We start from the raw sequence: 18640 nt of genomic DNA, 5'->3' as shown, positions 1-18640 counted from the left end.
TTTGTAAGAATTTTAGTTTTCATTTTGGCTTGTTCTCTATCGTGTTGTTTCTCCTATTTTAGGTGATTGTTAAAAACCCGATTATAAATATGTGAAAAGAGGCTTTTCGGGCGAATGGAATTTGCTATTTTTGCCCATGCAAAACAACGTCCTTATACTAGATTTCGGTTCTCAGTACACGCAACTCATCGCTAGAAGGGTTAGAGAACTCAATATTTTCTGTGAAATAAAGCCATATAACAAGCCTCCGGAGGATTTATCGTCCTATAAAGCGGTAATCCTTTCAGGTTCTCCGTTTTCGGTACGTGCAGATGATGCACCGCATCCGGATCTATCTGAGATTAGAGGAAAGAAGCCTTTATTGGCTGTTTGTTATGGTGCTCAATACCTAGCTCATTTTGGAGGTGGTAATGTTGCCCCGTCAAATACAAGAGAATATGGTCGTGCAAATCTATCCTACATCAAGTCAGATGAAGCATTTTTTGAAGGTGTTTCGGAAGGTAGTCAAGTGTGGATGAGTCATAGTGATACAATTCAAGAACTTCCTGAAAAAGGAGTGGTTTTGGCTAGTACAAATGATGTTAAACACGCTGCATATAGAATTGAGGACGAGAGTACTTACGCTATTCAATTTCATCCAGAAGTTTATCACTCTAAAGATGGTAAGAAAATACTAGAAAACTTCTTGGTAAACATAGCTGGGTTAGACCAATCTTGGACTCCGGATGCATTTGTGGATTTGACCGTATCTGAATTGAAAGAAAAAATTGGTGACGATAAAGTAGTGTTAGGTTTGTCCGGTGGAGTAGATTCTACAGTTGCCGCTGTACTTCTGCATAAAGCTATTGGCAAGAACCTCTATTGTATTTTTGTTAATAACGGTCTGCTTAGAAAGAACGAGTTTCAAGATGTGTTAGATCAATATGAGCACATGGGGTTAAATGTAAAGGGTGTGGATGCTTCGGCACGCTTTTTGGATGCCCTTGCAGGAGAGAGTGACCCAGAAAAAAAACGTAAGATTATTGGTAATGCATTTATAGAAGTTTTTGATGATGAGGCGCATCTGGTACAGGATGTTAAGTGGTTGGCGCAGGGAACTATATATCCGGATGTTATAGAATCGGTTTCTGCAACGGGTGGTCCTTCAGCAACTATTAAGAGTCACCATAACGTAGGGGGCTTACCGGACTTTATGAAATTGAAAATTGTGGAGCCTTTACGGATGTTATTTAAAGATGAGGTTCGCCGTGTAGGTAAGAGTATGGGTATAGATGAAGAGCGTTTAGGAAGGCATCCATTTTATTCCACTAGCAATTCGTATTTTGGGTGACATTACGCCAGAAAAGGTGTCTATACTACAAGAGGTGGATCATATTTTTATACAAGGACTTCGAGATTGGGGTCTTTACGATAAGGTTTGGCAAGCGGGAGCCATGCTTCTACCAGTTAATAGTGTAGGGGTAATGGGAGACGAGCGGACTTATGAAAAATGTGTAGCTTTACGAGCCGTAGAGAGTACCGATGGTATGACGGCGGATTGGGTGAATTTACCTTATGAATTTTTACAAAAGACATCAAACGATATTATCAACAAAGTGCCAGGGGTCAATAGAGTCGTTTACGATATAAGTTCTAAGCCACCGGCAACCATTGAATGGGAATAAATATGAATCAGTTTTTTAAAGTTAGCCTAACGCTTTTATTGTTTGTTTTTGTTGGATGCAAAGTGTCCGCACAGAAGTTTACAACGCATGCAGTTAAGAAGGGTGAGACCCTAGAAGGTATAGCAAAACAGTATAGAGTAGATGCGCAAACTATACTTAAATTAAATAAGGAAGTAAAACGAGGTGATGAGCTGAGGGCTAATACTATATTGGTTATACCAAAGGATAGTAAAGCTAAGGCTGTAGCGGCGCAATCCACTAGAAAAGTAGAAAGTCCTACGGTTCAGAAAGAAGGAGAAGAAGAGCAAGAAGAGCCTGTTGGTTTTACGTCTTACCGCGTAAAGAAAAAAGAAACTTTATATAGCATTGCTAAACGATTTCATATTAGCGAAGAGGCAATTAAAAAATACAATCCAGATTTGTACTCTTCTCAGTTGAAGAGAAAGATGACTTTAAAGATTCCAAAATACCGTAGGGTTAAGCCGGAAGAAGAAGTTGTAATAGATGAGAGTAATTTTGACACATACAAAGTAGCTCCTAAAGAAACCAGATGGAGTATTGCTTATAAGTATGGCATTACCGTAGATAGTATGGTGGTTCTGAACCCTGAGCTTGCTGGGTCTAATGATTACTTAGCGGTGGGTCAAGAATTGAAGTTGCCAAAAATTGCAGGAAGTACTGTTGAAAACCAGCAAACGCAATTATATACTTCATATACGGTTCCGCCAAAAATGAATTTCTTTCAATTGGAACAGAAGTTTGGTGTAAAGTCAGATGAAATTGTTCGTTTGAATCCTGAAATTACTGAAAGAGGTGGATTAAAAGAGGGGATGGTTATCCGTATTCCTGAGAAAAAAGCGAATAGCGGTGTAATCAACACGGACAATTATAATTTTTATGAAGTTAAGCCAAAGCAAACGGAATTCTCACTTACCCGTAAATTTGGTGTTAGCTATAAAGAACTTTTAGCATTAAATCCAGATTTGGCCCAAGGGTTGAAAGCAGGTATGATTCTAAAACTACCTAAAGACCAAGAGGGTAATTTTGAAGTTCGTAATTCACTGGTTTTGGATAAAATCAACCTTGTGGATAGTATTGATGTGCAGAACAAACCTAAGTTGATGTTTCTTTTGCCTTTTAGGTTAGACAAGTTAGATTTGAATGATAAAGAGCGTGTAGCTAATATTATTGATAAGAGAAACAGCCTTAAATATAGTTTAGGTCTTTATTCGGGAGCGTTGGTTGCCATTGATTCTATTGCAGATTTAGGAATTTCAGTAGATGTTAAGACTTTTGATAACGAACTGAAGCTTGAAAGGACAAAAGAAATCTTACAGAAAGAGAACCTTTCTGGTTATGGCGCAATTATTGGCCCGTTAGATTTGCCTTCTATGAAGGAAACTGCTTTAAGAGCTAGCGGTAAGAAAGTATCACTAGTAGCGCCTATTCCTGCTAAGAGTGATTTAAGTTTGCCAAATGTTTTCTTTTCCTATACTTCTGATGAGGTGCTTCGTGATCACATGATTGAGTACGTGCAGGGCAAGCGTAATGCTGAACAGCATGTAATCATAATTGCAGATGATAAGAATAAAAAGGTCAAGGAGCAATTATTGTTAGGTTTTCCGGGAGCCGATACTTTAAAAGTAACTCAGGAAGAGAAAAATATTGCTATTGACATTGAAAAGTTAACTGAACTTCTTTCGGAAGAATCCGATAACTGGGTGTTTGTAGAAACTGATAATTTTAAATTGGTGTCAAGTGTGAGTTCTATTTTGAATTCAATGAATACCAAAGATAGAAAGGTGCGCATGTTCACAACGAACAAGAACAATGCTTTTGACAATGAGGTAATCAGCAATTCACATTTATCAAACTTACATTTTACATATCCTTCTGTATATAAAATAGGATCTAACGATTCTTTTTCTAAGCGTTACGAGAAACGATTTGGTAGTACGCCAGATAGGTATGCCGTGCGTGGTTTTGATCTTACTTTTGATATTTTGTTGAAGCTGGCTTACAAGAATAATATGGTAGAAGCTTCTAAGCTTATTGGTGAAACTGAATACTCCGGTAGTAAGTTTGACTATGAAAAGGAAGGTGCTTCGGGATATTTTAATCAGTCATCATACATTCTAAAGTTTGAAGACCTTCGTATTAAGCAAGCTGAGTAAGTTTAGAAATCACTAAAATTAATTTCTTTTTTATATGAGGTAGTACTAACTTAGGACTTACGAATAGATTTATTAATTCTAAACCCTAAGTTAGTATGACATCAAAAGTAACCTACAACGGAGATTTAAGAACCACCTGCGAACATATGCGGTCTGGTGATACATTTATTACAGATGCTCCTGTAGATAATAATGGGCTAGGGCAAGCCTTTTCGCCTACGGACACTGTGGCAACCGGATTGGGAAGTTGTATGATTACCATGATGGGAATTAAGGCCAAGGGGTTGGATTTGAAATTAGATGGCTCTACCGTTGAAATTAAAAAGCACATGGCCGCTGAGCCAAGAAGAATATCTAAAATTGAAGCAAAACTGATTTTGCCTTCTATTGCTTCCGATAAGGAAAGGAAGATTTTAGAGAATACCGCTAACACGTGTCCTGTACTTTATAGCTTGCATCCAGATATAGAAAAAGTAATAACATTCCATTGGGAACTTTAAAATACGGTCTTTGTTTGCTTTGTCTTTTTGTGTTTGGAACTGTTTCTTCTCAAGAAGAGGAAACAATTATTTGGAGCGCAGATAGAAAGCTGCAATGGTCAGATTTTAAAGGAACTTATTTCAAAACCCATTGGGCCGCCGCTACAACCGCTAGTGGTGTCAGTTATTCATTCTCTTCTTTTGAGAAAGATGGTCAGGTGTATCTAGATTTTGTAGTGCAGAGCGAGTTTATTCCAAGAAAATCCTGGTATCGTCCAGAAGTGTGCGATTCAGTTATTTTAAGCCATGAGCAATTACATTTTGATATATCCGAGCTTTATGCAAGAAAAATGCGGGAGCGACTCTCCGAAGCTCAATTCACGATGAATGCCAAGGCAGAAGTAAAAGCCATTTACAAGACCATTCTAAAAGAGCTGAATGATTTTCAAGATAAATACGATAGGGAAACCAATTTTTCTCAAGATTTAGAAAAACAAATGCTTTGGAACCGGCAGATTGAAACTGCCCTTAAATAAAAAAGCCTTCTTAGAGTTTTACTCTGAGAAGGCTTTTTATTATTATTTTGGTTTCTTAAAATCTGAAAGAAGCACCTATGGTTAAAAAGGCAACCCCATAACCAGCTTCTGCAAAACCAGCAATATTATCTGTAAAGTACCAACGGCCACCAACAAAGGCGGTAGCACCTTATCTACTGTTTAAATCGCTAAATTCATCTCCACCTAGAAGTCTAACAGAAGCCATGACCCCACCGTAAACGTCAAGATTGTCAACATCTAATCCAGTATAATGGTAAGCTCCGCGAACACCTATGATTGTATATGACCAGCTATAGTCATTACCGAAGAAATCATTGTTATAAGTGAATCTTTTATAACCAAGGTAACCTCCTAGGCTTACTACACCAGGTAGGAACATCCCAAACGCCTCTTTCATAACTAGCGCTAAAAACAGGGCTTTGAGTAGAGGTAGAGTATCCTCCATAATAACCTCCTAGGCCAATACCGGCGTTAATGGCGTTTGTGCCTACTTCAAACTCTTGGGCAGAAGCAAACTGTACCAAGAAGGCAAAGGTTGCTAATAATGTAATTGTCTTTTTCATTTTAATAATGTTTAGTGTAAAGTCGTTATTTAGAAATAATACTGGGGTAAAAATACACACATATTTTAAATAACATTCCTTCTGCTTCTCTTTTTTTTTAGTTAGTCCTAAAATTGAATTTGTAGTTTGGATGTATTTGGTTTTTAGATAGGTATAGGAAAAAGTGCATTTTAATTCAAAATATATTTGAGTTTATTCCCATGTAATAGTGCCATTCATAGTTAAGGTAACTTCCGTATCTGTATTGACTACGGTTGTTTCTTTAAAAACTATTTCCTTTTTGTCAAAATCGATGTTATAATCGGCTCCGCAATCAATAAAATTTCCACTATTTGGCACGGCGCACCCAAAACGATATTCTTCCCCGTCAATAAATATAACCATGGAGATGTCTTTTTCTGAAGAAGTAGTTCCGTCTGCGTTAAGGTCGTCTCCACCTATAAGAATAAAACCTTTGTCAAGGTTTTTGGGTTCTGGGCCTTCTTCTGTGATTTCAGTGTTTTCGTCTGTTAAAATCACTGATTTATCAGTGCCGGTCAAATCTGCACGGCCAACAGCAATATGGCCAACAACTAGTTCGGTGCCAACATCTGATGTCTCATCACCGGACAATTCTATAGTGCCAAAATTGTTAGTTGTTGTTTCTTCTTCTTCTTCTTCTTCTTCTTCTTCTTCGGTTTCTTCGGTTTCTTGTTCTTGTTCCTCTTCAGTGGTGCTCTCGTTCTCTTCTTCTATAACTGGGTCTTCTTCGGTTTGCTCTTTTGGGGCAGGAGAGTCTACAGTTGAATTATCTTCGGAACAGGATATGATGGTGCTAAGAAGGAGGGTAAGCGTGTATATAGATAGTAATTTTTGTAAATTCATTAGTGTAGGTGTTTAGATATTTACACTTTTCTAAGTGACCGTATTACTCTTAAGTTACGATGAATGTTTGAATGATTTACCTCGTTGGTAGGTTTATTAGCGTTACGTCCGAATAAATTTAGACCCAGTAGCAGCAGATTGGTGCGGTAATGGTTCTGGTTTAGAGCGTTCATTTGGAAAAACAAAGTGAGGTTAAGTTTATTGTATTTTCATTAGTTGGCTGTGTCGCAATTCGCGGCATAGAACTCCAGTTGTGATTTTTGTTCTTCGCTTATAAAATCTTTACAGGTGTCCAGAATTTTTGCTACGTCCGATTTTATATCGTCGCAATCCCTATCTTCTCTATCCCATTTTTCATCAATATCTTCAATTAAATAGGCGCAATCAAGTGCTTTTTGTGTGTCCGAAAGGTCGTCTACAGCATCTTTTACAGAACAGTTTACAAAGGTTGATAAGGCTAAAAGAAAGGCCGATAAATAAAGTAATGATTTTTTCATGGTTCTGAGAGGTTTGTTGGTGAGGTTGTTATTGTTCTTTATAATCAAAATAATAATCGGTAAACTTGCCATCTGTTACGGTAATGGAAGTCCCGTCTTCAGTTTTTCCCGCAAAACTGAACTCACCAGAAAATTTTTGATTTTCAAAATCAATTGCGGTAATTTTTAGATATATATTATCTACTTCTTCAAGGTTAGGGTCATCGTCATCGTTTTCATTGTCTTCTGTCGCTTCACTTTCGTAATAATTGGCAATCACTCCTTCATGGAGAAAATCTACTAGAGGGGAATCCCATGTTTTGTCTACCTTGAGGGTGGAAAAATCTTCTCCTACAGCCCATAAAATAATAGCTTTAGTATTAGCTAGCCCTAAACTTATGTCGTAACCTAAAATGTATACCATATATAGTTCATCGTTTTTTGTAATACTTGCATAAATGGTATTAAATTCTTCTAAATATTCAGATGATTGAAATTCATTACCGTTAGCAATAGCGATCATGGAACCGGTGTATAAGGCTTCTTCTTGTTCTTCTTGTTCTTCCTGTTCTTCTTCTTCTTCTTCTTCTTCTTCTTCTTCTTCTTCTTTCTGTACTTCTTGCTCTTTATCTATTTCTTCAAATTCATCCGAGAGGTCTTCGGCTAATTCGTTTATGGGGTGGCTATCGCATCCAGTTGCAAAGCATAAGAATAATGAGGCAAGGATAATTAGAAGTTGGTGGTAGTAGTTGTTTTTTACCATAGTATTTGGTTGTTTGGTTTGATGGAATGAAAGTAAGAATAAGCGGTCTACCTTACCATGGGAATTTATTAATCGTGGTGTTGGGTTAGGTATGTGTAGGTTTTTTTGATATAATCGTTATCTGGCTATATTTTTTTGTAGAAACCTCAAAAAGAACAATTTATCACAATATTTTTTTTGACTGTGTGGTGTTCACTTCTGCTAAACTGTTAAATTTGGAGTTATATATTAGATGCGCATATGCTTTCTTTCAGAATAAAGGCCCTTATTATATTACTTGTGTTTTCAGTGCAGGGCGCAGACGCACAACGGTCTAAAGTAGATAGTTTAAGCCAGCTTTTACGTGAAGGCACAAGTCAGGATACGGTTAGGTTAAAGACTCTGAACGAGTTAGCATATACCTACTATTCTATTGACCCCAAATCCGGAGTAGATACATCTCAAGAAGCTATAGATTTAGGGCTTCAATTGCGAAATCATGAAGGCACGGCCTGCATATGCCTATAGGGGCCATAATTATAGTGCCTTAGGAATGGACTCGCTGGCTTTGGACTCGTATGATCAGGCTATGAAAATACGTGAAGAAAACAATGATTTAAAAGGTGTTGCCAGATTAATATATAATAAAGGGTTGGTGTATTTTAATGAGTCGGACTATGCTCGTGCCAATGATAACAACCGGAAGGCATACGAGGTTTTTGAGAAAGCGAAGGATAGCTTTTTGATGGCTAAAATGTTGAATAGCATCGGTATTAACCATATGTATCTTTCTCAGTATCCAGAGGCAATTAAAAGTTACTTGGATGCCAAGCGTATCTATGAGGATTTGGGGCTTACGGAGGATCGTCAATATGCATCCATACTAAGTAATATAGGATTGCTATATGCTAGATTAGCAAAGTTTAAAGAGGCGGAAACGTATCAAAAACAGGCTCTTTTATTTTTTGAAAAGAGTGATTTTCAGGAAGGAGTAGCTAATGCGTTGACCAATCTTGGACGGGTTTATAATGATACCGGAAATCCTGAAAAAGCAATTGATAGCTACAAGAAGGCCTATGATATCATGGAAAGTAATACCAATGAAAGGGGTATGGCCAGTGCGTTGACCAACATGGGAATCGCATATTCGGAAATGGGTAAATACGCAAAGGCAGTGCCTTATTTTAAACAGACTCAGAAAATTTACGAGAAGTTAAAGAACTCCAATAATCTGGCAATAGTGCACCGTTATCTAGGCGACTGTTATTTTTTGGGGTCGGAAAAAAAATTGGCGCTTGCCGAAGAGAATTATGAGACCTCGTTTGAATACGCCAAAGAAGCGGAAAGTATAAACCTGCAGTTCAATGCCCTTGAACAACTAGCGAGTTTACAAAGTGAAACAGGAAATTATAAACAAGCCTTTAAGAATAAAACCGAGGCGGTAGTTTTGCGGGATAGTTTTGCTTCCGTGGAGAAAAAAGAAGAAATAGCACTTCTTGAAGCAGATTATGAATACGAAAAAGAAAAATCTATCCTTTTGGCTACCCATGAAAAGGAACAGGCCATTTCAAATGCTGAAATGGAACGTCAAAAATTAATGATAACAGGTTTGTCGCTAGGGGCATTTTTGATTGTTGTTTTTTCCGTTGTTGCTTTTCAATTGTATAAAAAAAGAGAACGGGTATTGTCTGAAAAAAAGATTTCCGAATTCAAGACCAAAGTGGCGGAAACCGAACTAAAGGCTTTACGTTCACAGATGAATCCACATTTTATTTTTAACGCCATGAATTCCATTAGTGATTACATGGCCAAGAACGATTTGGAGACGGCCAATACATTTTTGGTAAAATTCTCTAAGTTGATACGTGCCATTTTGGAAAGTTCAGAGAAAAAATGGATTCCGTTGGAAGAAGACCTTGAGCTCACGGAGCTTTATGTGCAAATTGAAGGATTGCGTTTAAAGGATAAATTTGAGCATTCTATTAAGGTGAGCAAAGATGTTGATATGGAGAATACCATGGTGCCACCGCTAATATTACAGCCTTTTATAGAGAATAGTATCTGGCACGGTATATCTAAAAAGGAAACCAAAGGACATATAGATATCTCGGTGAAAATAGAAAATCAGTTGTTGGTCTGTACGGTAGATGATGATGGGGTAGGGCGAAAAACAAACGGTGCAACAAAAAAAGGAAAAACCTCAATGGGGCTTAAAATAACCAAGAATAGGCTTGATATTATAAACCAGTTGAAAAAGGAAAACGCAAGCATTCAAATGATCGATAAAGAAGAAGGGCTTCGTGTTGAGTTGAAATTACCTTTAGAACTTCAATTTTAAAGAATTTATGTTGAAAGCGATTATAGTAGATGATGAAAAGCATTGTCAGGATAGGTTACTATTGCTACTAAAAACTTATGATTCGTTAGAAGTTCAAGAGGTGGCCTCATCATTTAAGGAAGGTCTGGAAGCCATAAAAAGATGCAGTCCACAAGTGGTTTTTTTGGATATACAGCTACACGATAAAACCGGGTTTGAATTACTTCAAGCAGTGCCGAACATTAATTTTGAGGTTATTTTTACTACGGGATATGATAATTATGCTCTAGAGGCTTTCAAATTTTCAGCTTTGGACTATCTCTTAAAACCAATTGCTGAAGATGACCTGCACAAAGCCTTGGAAAAGCTGAAAAAGAAAATATCACTGCAAGAGATATCACAGAAAATGGAAGTCTTGTTTCATAACCTTGAGGAGCAAAAAGCCAGTGATTTTCAGAAAATAGCGGTACCTACTATAGATGGTCTTTCTATGATTGCCATAAAAGATATCGTTCGCTGCCAGTCGGATATCAACTACACACATCTATACCTTAAAGATGATAAGAAACTTACCGTAGCCAAAACATTAAAGTATTTTGAAGCACTTTTAGAAAAGCACCATTTTTATAGAACACATCAATCGCATTTAATTAATTTAACCTGTGTAGATAAGTATGTAAAGGGCAAGGGTGGCTACGCACTTATGAACGATGGTTCTCACATAGAGGTAGCGGTGCGCAGAAAAGAAGATTTTTTAAAGAAATTAATGGGGTAAAAAAAACCTCCCCGAAGGGAGGTTGGTAAGTTTTAAACGTCACAAATGGTGATACCCTCTTTAAGGGCTGCAATTTTATCATCCCATGTAGGTATAAATTCTTGAGCGACATAGCCTGTATAGCCGGTAGCAAGAATTGCTTTCATGATTGCAGGATAAAAAAGCTCCTGAGTATCGTTTATTTCGTTCCTACCAGGATTTCCACCGGTGTGGTAATGACCAAAATACTGGTGGTAGTCTTGAATGTTTCTGATAATGTCACCTTCCATAATTTGCATGTGGTAGATGTCATATAACAGTTTAAAGTGTTCTGAGCCTATGGCTTTGCACAGTTCTACTCCCCAAGCGCTAGTATCACACATGTAATCTGGGTGATTCACCTTAGAGTTTAAAAGTTCCATTTGTATAACAACACCGTGTTTTTCTGCAATTGGCATAATTTTTTTAAGTCCTTCTGCGCAGTTTTTTAATCCTTCTGCATCGTCCATGCCATTACGGTTTCCACTAAAGCAGATAAGGTTGGTATAACCTGCAGCTGCTACTTTTGGAATGTGTTGTGAATAATCCGCAATGAGTTCTTCATGCAGAGAAAGGTCGTTCCATCCTTTTTCGATTCCAAAACCGGCTCCCCAGCACATAGATGCGTGAATACCATATTTTTTCATCAATGGCCAATCTTCCGGTCCTGTAAGGTCCATTGCTTTTATGCCAAGTTCGTTTAGGCTTTTTAGGAAATCCTCCATAGGAATCTTTCCGTAACACCAGCGGCAAACACTATGGTTAATATTTTCTTTTAATTTTACGCTTTCTGTATTAGAAGGTGCCATGGCATTAGTAGTTTTGCAGGCCACCAATCCAACCGATGCGGCGGCAGATGTACCGATAAATTTTCTTCGTTTCATAATTTTTTGGCTATTAGGCGGAAATAAAGATAAAATATTTAGATTTAATAATGAACATAGCTCCGGATAAACAAAAATTGATTGAATTGGCTCATTATAGAATGCCGTTTGGGAAATATAAAGGCAAGTATTTGGTAAATCTTCCCGAAGCATATCTCATATGGTATCAACAGAAAGGTTTTCCTGATGGAAAATTAGGAATTCTCCTTAAATCCATGCTAGAAATTAAGATAAATGGTCTTGAGCCGTTAATTTATCGGATTCAAAAAGATTTTCCTAGGTAAAGCCTATGATTTCCATGGGGGATTTATATCTTTGTGCCCCGTAACAAAGAACACCAATATGTCGCAGACAAAGTATATTTTCGTTACGGGAGGTGTTACTTCTTCTCTAGGGAAAGGCATTATAGCCGCATCACTCGCCAAATTGCTACAGGCACGTGGCTATAAGACAACGATTCAGAAATTAGACCCGTACATCAATGTAGATCCAGGTACGCTAAATCCATACGAACATGGCGAATGCTATGTGACCGACGATGGAGCAGAGACCGATTTGGACCTTGGGCATTACGAACGTTTTTTGAACGTACGTACTTCTCAGGCCAACAACGTAACTACAGGACGTATCTATCAAAGCGTAATTGAAAAAGAACGCCGAGGGGAGTTTTTGGGCAAGACCGTTCAGGTAGTACCTCATATTACCAATGAAATTAAACGACGTGTTCAACTGTTGGGTAATAGTGGTGAGTATGATATTGTAATTACTGAAATAGGAGGAACGGTAGGTGATATTGAATCCTTACCTTATATAGAGGCCGTAAGACAACTACTATGGGAACTTGGTGATAACAACGGTATTGTTATTCATTTAACACTTGTACCTTATCTTTCTGCTGCAGGTGAATTGAAAACAAAACCAACGCAGCACTCCGTTAAAACTTTAATGGAAAGTGGTATCAAGGCAGATGTACTTGTTTGTCGTACGGAGCATGAAATTTCTGATGAGATAAAAGAAAAATTGGCGCTTTTCTGTAATGTAAGGCGTGAAGCGGTTATACAATCAATTGATGCTTCTACCATTTATGACGTTCCGTTATTGATGCAAGAAGAAGGTTTAGATACTGTGGTGCTTAAAAAATTGGCATTGGCAGATGTTGTAGAACCAGACCTTGCCCAATGGAAAGAATTTTTAGACAAGCATAAGAATCCTAAGAACGAAATAAACATTGGTCTTATAGGTAAGTATGTTGAGCTTCAAGATTCATATAAGTCTATTTTAGAATCTTTTATTCATGCAGGTGCGGTTAATGAAGTTCGTGTAAACGTAAAATCTATTCACTCAGAGCATTTACTCAGGAAAAGCCTTGATAAATTGTTGAAGGATTTAGATGGTATTCTTGTAGCACCAGGTTTTGGTGAACGAGGTATAGAAGGTAAGATTAGAGCTGTGCAATATGCCCGTGAAAACAAAATTCCGTTTTTAGGTATTTGTTTGGGAATGCAAATGGCAGTAATTGAGTACTCACGTAATGTGTTGGGCTTAAAAGATGCCAACTCTATGGAAATGGATGAAAAGACGCCAAATCCTGTGATTAATTTAATGGAAGAGCAGAAAACCATTGTTAATAAAGGAGGTACCATGAGATTAGGAGCATGGGACTGTGAACTTCTAGATGGCAGTTTGGCAAAAGAAATCTATAAAGGGGCAGATAGTATATCTGAAAGACACCGTCACCGTTATGAATTTAATAGTGATTTTAAAGAGCAACTTGAAGCAAAAGGTCTTAAAGCAACGGGTATAAATAAAGAAACAGGTCTTGTTGAAATCGTTGAGATACCAGAGCATCCTTGGTTTATTGGTGTGCAATATCACCCAGAATATAAAAGTACGGTAGACAGTCCGCATCCGTTGTTTGTAGGGTTTGTTAAAGCAGCACTTAAACATAAAAAGCAATAAAATAATGCCATTCTGGCATAATCTGTACAATTGGACATATATTTGCTAATTGACTGAACCAAACCCCTGTACATGACCGATTTGATTTTGAAGCAATCGGTTTAATAACAATTATTTAGATGGAAGAAAAGAAAGTAGATATAAATTCTATAGTCGGTTTTGTACTGATTTTTGGAATATTGATATTTATGTTTTATCAGAATCAGCCCACTCCAGAAGAGCAAGCTGCTGAAAAGGCAAAACAAGAGCAGGTTGTAAAAGAGGAAAGCAAAGAGGTCTTGCCATCTGAAAATGTTGAACAATCTCCAGTAGTTAATCTTCAAGATTCTACTGCAGTTGCTAATTATCAAGGTAAAATAGGTGCTTTTGGTTTCACGAAGCCATCTGATAAGATTACTAAATTAGAGAACGAACTAGTTTCTCTTGAGATAAGTAATAAAGGTGGTCAGATAGTAGAGGCGCGTATGAAGCAGTATCATACATATGATTCTATTCCTGTTTACTTGATACATGATGGCAATGCTTCTTTTGGTGTAAACTTTACGACTTCGGATAATAGAGTTCTAAATACTAAAGATCTTTATTTTGAGCCGTCTTTAACCGAAAATAATGGGAGCAAGGTACTTTCAATGAAAGCCAAAGCGGGTCCGAACAATTTTTTGGAGTACCGTTATGAAATGAAAGAAGGGGAATACCTTGTAGATTTTACCATACGTTCGCAAGGACTAAGTGGTATTATAGACAGTAGTAGACCTGTAGATTTAGAATGGGACCTAAAAGGTATACGTCACAATAAAAGTGTAGAGTACGAGAACAAATACACGGAGCTGACTTATAGCCATGAAGATGGTAAGATTAGCTACCTGTCGCTTGCTAGTGATGATGATGAAAAAGAAGAAGATGTAAAGTGGTTATCATACAGACAACACTTTTTTAGTTCTATGTTAGTTGGTAAAACTAATTTTAAGACTGCAGAACTTACTTCTAAGAATTTAGTTGAAGAAGAAAGTAAAGATACCAAATTCACCAAATTATTTGGTGCAACAATGCCTTTGGAATTAACAGGAGGTGAATTGGCGCAAAATATGCACTGGTATTATGGTCCTACGGATATAAAGGTGTTGAGCCAATATAAAGAGTTGGGTCTTGATGATTCTATTCCTTTTGGATGGGGTATTTTCGGTTGGTTAAACCGTTATTTATTTAATCCTTTCTATTCCTTTTTAAGTTCTGTCTTACCATATGGTTGGGCTATTGTGGCTATGACCGTTTTAGTAAGATTGGCAATGTCACCTGTAACTTATAAGTCGTATTTGTCTCAAGCTAAGATGAAGGTTCTAAAACCTGAACTTGCAGAGTTAGGAGAGAAGTATAAGGATAATGCAATGAAAAAGCAGCAAGAAACCATGAAACTATATGGTAAAGCTGGTGTAAGTCCTATGAGTGGCTGTATTCCTGCTGTATTGCAGATGCCAATTTTCTATGCATTGTTCATGTTCTTCCCAACTTCTTTTGCATTGCGTCAGAAATCTTTTTTATGGGCAGATGATTTATCATCATATGATGTTGTTGCTAACTTGCCTTTTCATATTCCATTTTATGGAGATCACGTGAGTTTATTTCCAATTTTGGCTTCTATCGCTATATTCTTTTATATGACGATGACTACAGGTCAGAACATGCCACAACAGCCAAGGTATGCCTAACATGAAATTTATCATGTATCTAATGCCGCTAATGATGTTGTTTTTCTTTAATAACTATGCAAGTGGACTTAGTTTGTACTACTTTGTATCTAACATGATTACTATTGGTATTATGTTAGTAATCAAGAATTTTATCTTGGACGATAAGAAAATTCATGCTCAGATACAGGAGAACAAGAAAAAGCCTAAGAAAGAGAATAAGTTCCAGAAAAAGATGCGCGAGATGATGGAACAGGCTGAAGATCAGAAGAAAATAAACAAGAAATAAGAAGTCTAAAATTATATAGAGTTCAAAGTAAATAAAAACCCTGACAGATATCTGTCAGGGTTTTTTGCATTAGTTAGGTTGGTTTGGTAAGATTTGGGATTGTAAAGATGCAACTTAACTAAGCTTTAAAAAAAAGAGAGTTGTCAAGTGCTCTTTTTTGTATGCTAACTTGCACAGCTATGTTGTTTGGTAATTATTACTTTCAATAAAGCGTTGTGAAATTTGAATTTGTATACAGTAAATACATAATTTTTTTTCGATAAAATGCTTTGCTTATTTCATACGGTTTTACCGTATACTGTTAAAAATCAATTATTTGTTATCAATACAAAAAAGAAAAAGGCCGCTAAATTTAGCGGCCTTTTGTGTGAGCAATATGTTTTTAATTTATTCCTGCTAGTTACTTGGAATAAGTACAGTATCTATAGCATGAATTATTCCGTTTATAGCTTGAACATCAGCTTTTACAATTGCAATTCCTGTATTTCCGGCTCCATCTGTGATAACAAAAGTTTCATCAGAAGCAGTAAATGTCAACGCATCACCTTGTAATGTTGCAGGAGAAACCAATCCGTCACTTAAATCTCCAGAAATAATATTGGCTTCAGCAATTACATGATGTGTAAGAACCGCAGTTAAGTCTTCCCCGGCAGGCACTTCTGCTAATGCTGCAAAAGCACTATTTACTGGGGCAAAAACTGTAAAAGGGTTATTTTCAGTTGTCGAACTTAAAATAGATACAAAATCAGGTTGTCCTTCTGAAGTAAGAGCTCCAACTAAAGATGAAAAGTTTTCACTGTCAGCAGTAGCAAACGTAACAACAGTAGGTAAGTCAATTACCGTATCTACTGCATGTATAATACCATTAGTTGTTACTACATCTGCAATAATAACTTTGCTAGTACCATTTAATGTTACACCATCATCTGTATTTACATATATACTTAGGTTGTCACCATCTGCGTTTGCAGCTGCTGTATTCGCATAGCTATTACTTAAATCGCTTGCTGCTAAAGCTGCTCCTGCAATTACATGATTAGCAAGAATGCTGTTCAATTCGTTTTCATTAGGATTTTCAAATGCAGTAAAAGCATCGTTAGTAGGAGCGAACACAGTAAACTTCTGTTCGGCATCACTTAGTAAATCGGTAAAAACTGTATTGCCGTCCGTTGTCAATGCGCCCACCAATGAAGTAAAAGCGCTATTGTAGGTAGCATGATTAACCACATTTGGTAAACCTATTACCTTGTCCACAACATGAATAGTTCCGTTAGAAGCTTCAATATCTGCGGTAGATACAGCAGAACCGTTAATAGTTACACCGTCTGCAGTGTTTACATATAAACTTAAGTTTTTTCCATCAACACCAGCTGTGGAAGATGAGCTATAATATGTAGTTTCTAAATCTGCGGCTTTTACGTTGCCACTAACAACATGATTTAATAGTACTTGCTTTAAGGTTTCTTCAGGAATGTCGTCTAAAGAAGCAAAATTATTTTCCGTTAGAAAAGCTTGAAAAGCAGTATTAGTAGGAGCGAATACAGTAAAAGGACCAGTTCCTTGTAGTGTAGAAACTAAATCATCAGTCGTCAAGGGCTTCCACTAATATGGATAAGTTAGAATCAGTCATAGCGATATCTACAATATCGGTCTCAGTTTCCATTGGAATTTCTGGAGCATTGTCATCATCACTACATGACACGAAAAAAATGGAAGCTAGAGCTAGGGGTAAAATACCTTTAAAATTGTTGAGAATCATAATACATATATTAATTGTTCATATTTAATGGGTAGAACGGAAAATGGAATCATTCTAAACCACTTCTCTAAGTTAAATCTGAAGCAATTTATAACAAAAATGTCGTTTTGTTCAACTCTTTTGTAAAAAAGTTGAACACTTTTAATTTTAAGGAAATGCTAAAATTGTATTTGAAAAGGTACAATCCGTGTTTATTGACTAATTTTGCAATCTTATTATTGAGCATGAAAAAAGTAGTTGTAGGCCTCTCAGGAGGAGTGGATTCAAGTGTAACCGCATACCTTTTAAAAGAACAAGGGTATGAGGTAATAGGCTTGTTTATGAAGAATTGGCATGATGACTCGGTAACTATTTCAGAAGAGTGCCCGTGGTTAGAAGATAGTAATGATGCTCTAATTGTGGCCGAGAAGTTGGGTATACCCTTCCAGACCGTAGATTTAAGTGTTCAGTATAAAGAACGGATTGTAGATTATATGTTCGCGGAATACGAAAGAGGACGTACTCCTAATCCTGATGTGCTTTGTAATCGCGAAATCAAGTTTGATGTTTTTATGGACATTGCTTTGCAATTGGGTGCAGATTACGTAGCAACGGGTCACTATTGTCGTAAAGGAACGATTAAGAATGATGATGATTCTGAAACGTATCAGCTTTTAGCGGGTAAGGATGATAACAAGGACCAGTCGTATTTTCTTTGTCAGCTTTCACAGGAGCAATTGTCAAAAACGTTGTTCCCTATTGGGCATTTGAATAAACCAGAAGTACGCCAAATTGCTGCGGATAATGACTTAATTACCGCAGATAAAAAGGATTCTCAGGGGCTTTGTTTTATTGGAAAAGTACGTTTGCCTGAATTTCTTCAGCAAAAGTTAAAACCTAAAAAAGGAGTAATTGTTGAGGTCCCTTCTGATGTTTCTCAATATCAAAAAGAATTACCTCAATTTAAAAATAAGCAAGCAGAGTTATCTTTTTACGCTGAAAAACCAGTCTATCATGTTGAAGATGGAAAAGTAGTGGGTGACCACCAAGGAGCACATTATTTTACCAAAGGGCAACGAAAAGGACTTGATGTAGGAGGTACCAAAGAACCGTTGTTCGTTATTGATACGGACGTTCATGAAAATGTAATCTATACGGGTCAGGGTAAATCGCATCCAGGTTTGTACCGAAGAACGCTTTTTATAACGGATGAAGAGTTGCATTGGGTACGGAGGGATTTAGCGTTGAAGGAAGATGAAACTCTTGAAGTAATGGCACGTATTAGATATCGCCAGTCATTGCAAAAAGCTACTATTTATAAAGTTGCTGGTGGATTGTACGTTGATTTTGAAGAAAAACAATCGGCTATAACGGAAGGTCAGTTTGCTGCATGGTATCTTGGCGATGAACTTATTGGCTCTGGTGTAATTTCCTAATAGGGAGTTTTTCAATATAT

Annotated in this window: 17 protein-coding genes and 2 pseudogenes; 11 read left to right on the top strand and 8 right to left on the bottom strand. The window is 37.1% G+C overall.

The window, feature by feature from the left end; genetic code table 11:
* The first annotated feature begins 136 nt into the window (after window positions 1-136).
* The 4 genes and pseudogenes from guaA (at window position 137) to Q5W13_RS02545 (ending at window position 4853) form a co-directional block, all read left to right on the top strand.
* Window positions 137-1664: pseudogene (guaA, locus tag Q5W13_RS02560) on the top strand (glutamine-hydrolyzing GMP synthase).
* On the top strand, window positions 1655-3838 hold the full coding sequence (locus Q5W13_RS02555; RefSeq protein ID WP_304445280.1) for a LysM peptidoglycan-binding domain-containing protein: 2184 nt from the start codon (window positions 1655-1657) through the stop codon (window positions 3836-3838). Before guaA ends, Q5W13_RS02555 begins: the two are co-directional and overlap by 10 nt.
* Before the next feature lie 95 nt (window positions 3839-3933).
* The gene (locus Q5W13_RS02550) at window positions 3934-4338 is read left to right on the top strand and encodes an OsmC family protein (RefSeq protein WP_155597436.1); all 405 of its coding nucleotides are present in this window, start codon (window positions 3934-3936) and stop codon (window positions 4336-4338) included.
* Window positions 4326-4853, top strand: a complete 528-nt coding sequence (locus Q5W13_RS02545; RefSeq protein WP_304445279.1) for a DUF922 domain-containing protein — start codon at window positions 4326-4328, stop codon at window positions 4851-4853. Before Q5W13_RS02550 ends, Q5W13_RS02545 begins: the two co-directional genes overlap by 13 nt.
* 169 nt (window positions 4854-5022) lie before the next feature.
* Here the strand turns inward: Q5W13_RS02545 and Q5W13_RS02540 are convergent, their stop codons facing one another.
* From Q5W13_RS02540 to Q5W13_RS02520, 5 genes are all read right to left on the bottom strand, one after another.
* A complete protein-coding gene (locus tag Q5W13_RS02540; RefSeq protein WP_304445278.1) occupies window positions 5023-5271 on the bottom strand; it encodes a hypothetical protein in 249 nt (82 codons plus the stop codon).
* The gene (locus tag Q5W13_RS02535) at window positions 5207-5437 is read right to left on the bottom strand and encodes a hypothetical protein (RefSeq protein WP_304445277.1); all 231 of its coding nucleotides are present in this window, start codon (window positions 5435-5437) and stop codon (window positions 5207-5209) included. Before Q5W13_RS02535 ends, Q5W13_RS02540 begins: the two co-directional genes overlap by 65 nt.
* Window positions 5438-5629: 192 nt before the next feature.
* A complete protein-coding gene (locus Q5W13_RS02530) occupies window positions 5630-6301 on the bottom strand; it encodes a hypothetical protein (protein ID WP_304445276.1) in 672 nt (223 codons plus the stop codon).
* A gap of 212 nt (window positions 6302-6513) precedes the next feature.
* Window positions 6514-6798 (bottom strand): hypothetical protein, encoded by a 285-nt coding sequence (locus Q5W13_RS02525; RefSeq protein ID WP_155597432.1) that lies wholly within the window; start codon window positions 6796-6798, stop codon window positions 6514-6516.
* 28 nt (window positions 6799-6826) lie between these two features.
* On the bottom strand, window positions 6827-7540 hold the full coding sequence (locus Q5W13_RS02520) for a hypothetical protein (protein WP_304445275.1): 714 nt from the start codon (window positions 7538-7540) through the stop codon (window positions 6827-6829).
* Between the two features lie 240 nt (window positions 7541-7780).
* Between Q5W13_RS02520 and Q5W13_RS02515 the strand changes: the two genes are divergently transcribed.
* The 3 genes from Q5W13_RS02515 to Q5W13_RS02505 are packed head-to-tail and all read left to right on the top strand — an operon-like array spanning window position 7781 to window position 10611.
* On the top strand, window positions 7781-8047 hold the full coding sequence (locus Q5W13_RS02515; RefSeq protein WP_304445274.1) for a hypothetical protein: 267 nt from the start codon (window positions 7781-7783) through the stop codon (window positions 8045-8047).
* Entirely contained in the window at window positions 8019-9857 is a 1839-nt protein-coding gene (locus tag Q5W13_RS02510) for a tetratricopeptide repeat-containing sensor histidine kinase (protein ID WP_304445273.1), read from the top strand. Before Q5W13_RS02515 ends, Q5W13_RS02510 begins: the two co-directional genes overlap by 29 nt.
* Window positions 9858-9864: 7 nt before the next feature.
* Window positions 9865-10611, top strand: coding sequence for a LytR/AlgR family response regulator transcription factor (locus tag Q5W13_RS02505; RefSeq protein WP_304445272.1), 747 nt, complete (start codon window positions 9865-9867; stop codon window positions 10609-10611).
* Window positions 10612-10643: 32 nt separating this feature from the next.
* Here the strand turns inward: Q5W13_RS02505 and Q5W13_RS02500 are convergent, their stop codons facing one another.
* Window positions 10644-11513, bottom strand: coding sequence for a hydroxypyruvate isomerase family protein (locus Q5W13_RS02500; protein ID WP_155597428.1), 870 nt, complete (start codon window positions 11511-11513; stop codon window positions 10644-10646).
* Between the two features lie 50 nt (window positions 11514-11563).
* Between Q5W13_RS02500 and Q5W13_RS02495 the strand changes: the two genes are divergently transcribed.
* From Q5W13_RS02495 to yidC, 3 genes and pseudogenes are all read left to right on the top strand, one after another.
* Window positions 11564-11797, top strand: a complete 234-nt coding sequence (locus tag Q5W13_RS02495; protein ID WP_304445271.1) for a DUF3820 family protein — start codon at window positions 11564-11566, stop codon at window positions 11795-11797.
* Window positions 11798-11855: 58 nt separating this feature from the next.
* Window positions 11856-13472 (top strand): CTP synthase, encoded by a 1617-nt coding sequence (gene pyrG, locus Q5W13_RS02490; RefSeq protein WP_304445270.1) that lies wholly within the window; start codon window positions 11856-11858, stop codon window positions 13470-13472.
* Between the two features lie 119 nt (window positions 13473-13591).
* Window positions 13592-15446: pseudogene (yidC, locus tag Q5W13_RS02485) on the top strand (membrane protein insertase YidC).
* A gap of 396 nt (window positions 15447-15842) precedes the next feature.
* Here the strand turns inward: yidC and Q5W13_RS02480 are convergent.
* Both Q5W13_RS02480 and Q5W13_RS02475 read right to left on the bottom strand, forming a co-directional pair.
* Complete coding sequence (locus tag Q5W13_RS02480) at window positions 15843-17039, bottom strand: fasciclin domain-containing protein (protein WP_304445269.1); 1197 nt, start codon at window positions 17037-17039, stop codon at window positions 15843-15845.
* Window positions 17029-17205: a hypothetical protein gene (locus Q5W13_RS02475; protein WP_304445268.1), complete on the bottom strand. Its 177-nt coding sequence runs from the start codon at window positions 17203-17205 to the stop codon at window positions 17029-17031. Before Q5W13_RS02475 ends, Q5W13_RS02480 begins: the two co-directional genes overlap by 11 nt.
* Window positions 17206-17429: 224 nt before the next feature.
* On the opposite strand from Q5W13_RS02475, the gene mnmA reads away from it, so the two are divergent.
* Complete coding sequence (gene mnmA, locus Q5W13_RS02470; RefSeq protein WP_304445267.1) at window positions 17430-18620, top strand: tRNA 2-thiouridine(34) synthase MnmA; 1191 nt, start codon at window positions 17430-17432, stop codon at window positions 18618-18620.
* Window positions 18621-18640 lie beyond the last annotated feature (20 nt).

It is taken from the genome of Zobellia laminariae (genome assembly GCF_030553095.1).
In the GTDB taxonomy this organism is placed as follows: Bacteria; Bacteroidota; Bacteroidia; order Flavobacteriales; family Flavobacteriaceae; genus Zobellia; species Zobellia laminariae.
Note: the sequence above shows the minus strand (reverse complement) of the source record. Positions and strands in the feature narration are given on the sequence as shown.

Excerpts from the sequence above, each read along its gene's own strand:
- Q5W13_RS02555 (WP_304445280.1), top strand. The coding sequence starts at position 1,655 with ATGGGAATAAATATGAATCAGTTTTTTAAAGTTAGCCTAACGCTTTTA.
- Q5W13_RS02550 (WP_155597436.1), top strand. The coding sequence starts at position 3,934 with ATGACATCAAAAGTAACCTACAACGGAGATTTAAGAACCACCTGCGAA.
- Q5W13_RS02540 (WP_304445278.1), bottom strand. The coding sequence starts at position 5,271 with ATGAAAGAGGCGTTTGGGATGTTCCTACCTGGTGTAGTAAGCCTAGGA.
- Q5W13_RS02535 (WP_304445277.1), bottom strand. The coding sequence starts at position 5,437 with ATGAAAAAGACAATTACATTATTAGCAACCTTTGCCTTCTTGGTACAG.
- Q5W13_RS02530 (WP_304445276.1), bottom strand. The coding sequence starts at position 6,301 with ATGAATTTACAAAAATTACTATCTATATACACGCTTACCCTCCTTCTT.
- Q5W13_RS02525 (WP_155597432.1), bottom strand. The coding sequence starts at position 6,798 with ATGAAAAAATCATTACTTTATTTATCGGCCTTTCTTTTAGCCTTATCA.
- Q5W13_RS02520 (WP_304445275.1), bottom strand. The coding sequence starts at position 7,540 with ATGGTAAAAAACAACTACTACCACCAACTTCTAATTATCCTTGCCTCA.
- Q5W13_RS02515 (WP_304445274.1), top strand. The coding sequence starts at position 7,781 with ATGCTTTCTTTCAGAATAAAGGCCCTTATTATATTACTTGTGTTTTCA.
- Q5W13_RS02510 (WP_304445273.1), top strand. The coding sequence starts at position 8,019 with ATGAAGGCACGGCCTGCATATGCCTATAGGGGCCATAATTATAGTGCC.
- Q5W13_RS02505 (WP_304445272.1), top strand. The coding sequence starts at position 9,865 with ATGTTGAAAGCGATTATAGTAGATGATGAAAAGCATTGTCAGGATAGG.
- Q5W13_RS02500 (WP_155597428.1), bottom strand. The coding sequence starts at position 11,513 with ATGAAACGAAGAAAATTTATCGGTACATCTGCCGCCGCATCGGTTGGA.
- Q5W13_RS02495 (WP_304445271.1), top strand. The coding sequence starts at position 11,564 with ATGAACATAGCTCCGGATAAACAAAAATTGATTGAATTGGCTCATTAT.
- pyrG (WP_304445270.1), top strand. The coding sequence starts at position 11,856 with ATGTCGCAGACAAAGTATATTTTCGTTACGGGAGGTGTTACTTCTTCT.
- Q5W13_RS02475 (WP_304445268.1), bottom strand. The coding sequence starts at position 17,205 with ATGATTCTCAACAATTTTAAAGGTATTTTACCCCTAGCTCTAGCTTCC.
- mnmA (WP_304445267.1), top strand. The coding sequence starts at position 17,430 with ATGAAAAAAGTAGTTGTAGGCCTCTCAGGAGGAGTGGATTCAAGTGTA.